Origin of the sequence: Sphingomonas sp. CFBP 8765, from assembly GCF_014841445.1 — a bacterium.
Classification (GTDB): domain Bacteria; phylum Pseudomonadota; class Alphaproteobacteria; order Sphingomonadales; family Sphingomonadaceae; genus Sphingomonas; species Sphingomonas aerolata.
This window is the reverse complement of sequence record NZ_JACYTY010000029.1, coordinates 1-1,216: the sequence shown is the minus strand read 5'-3', so window position 1 is coordinate 1,216 and position 1,216 is coordinate 1. Positions and strand designations below refer to the sequence as shown.

Here is a 1,216-nt window from a genome sequence, read left to right as displayed (position 1 = left end):
TTGCTCAGGTGCCCCCGCGACCGGTTCCCCCCGAACAGACGGCACAGCCTGCTACAACCAGCGCACTGCCAGACGACAGCGTCTTGCCCGCGCCCGATCGCTTCAAGCGGTTCGACGATCTTAGTCTGAAGGGTTGGGCAATCTCGTATCCCAAGGTTGCCGATACGATCCTCGCCGATCATCTGGGCGTTCGTGATGCGCTCGCCGATATCGGGATAGGCATTTCGCCGATCAATACGGCCAATTTCCAATATGATTTCTTGCAGAACGATCGCGGCTATCGTGGACCACAGCTTTATAACGGTCAGCGTGTAACGCGGACCAATACCACGGCCAGCCTCACCGCGACCTATGACCTCGGCCGTATTGGGCTCAAGGGTGGACAGATCGCGACGACATTGAGCATCGTCGACAACAGCTTTCCAGCAGTGAACGGTCCGAAGAAAATCCGGATCGGTCGTCTCCACTATTATCAGGATGTGATCGCCGGGGTGTTGGACTTCAAAGCGGGCTACATCGACAACACGCAGGAGTTCCTTGGGATCAACGTCGGTGGCAATCTGGCAACCGGAAACCTTGGACCGCAGGCGACGATCCCGTTCCAACTCGGTTTGAGTTATGGCGGGTTTGCCGCGCCCGGTATCAACGTCCGGGTACGATCCAAGGCCGGCTTCTACAACAAATTCGGTATTCAGCGCAGCTTGCCACCAGGGGGCGCGACAGCGGAAAACGCCGTAAACCCGGGAGGTTTTCGTTTCTCTCCGCCAGGTACTGGCGTCTTATTGATCGACGAAATCGGTTTCAATCGGGCATCGGCGCCCGGAACAAAATCTGCCTGGGTACGGTTTGGCGGCATTCATAACTCGACTCACTACACTCGCTTTTCCGACGGTGCACAAAAAGATAATTGGGCCGTTTTCGTCGCTGCCGATCGACAGCTGACGCAGACCGATCCGGCGAAACCCTTTCGCGGAATCTATGCCGGAGCGACATTCAACTACGCGCCACCGGAACAAAAACTCTTCACGCAATATTACGAAGGCCGCGTCTATGGCGTCGGTCTCATCAAAAGCCGTCCTTTCGATCTGGCGTCGTTGGTAACAACGTATAACGTGTATAGTCCGGAGGGACTGCGCACTCGTGTCCCGACAAACCAATCATTCTACAAAGGTACCTGGGCTGCCACGGCCAGCTACGCCTATCGCGCTGCGGCGGG

1 protein-coding gene is annotated in these 1,216 nt (G+C 56.7%); it reads left to right on the top strand.

Going from position 1 to position 1,216, the window contains the following annotated elements:
- Positions 1-83: 83 nt before the first annotated feature.
- On the top strand, positions 84-1,216 hold a 1,133-nt coding region (locus IFT87_RS20085), incomplete at its 3' end, for a carbohydrate porin (RefSeq protein ID WP_192191751.1).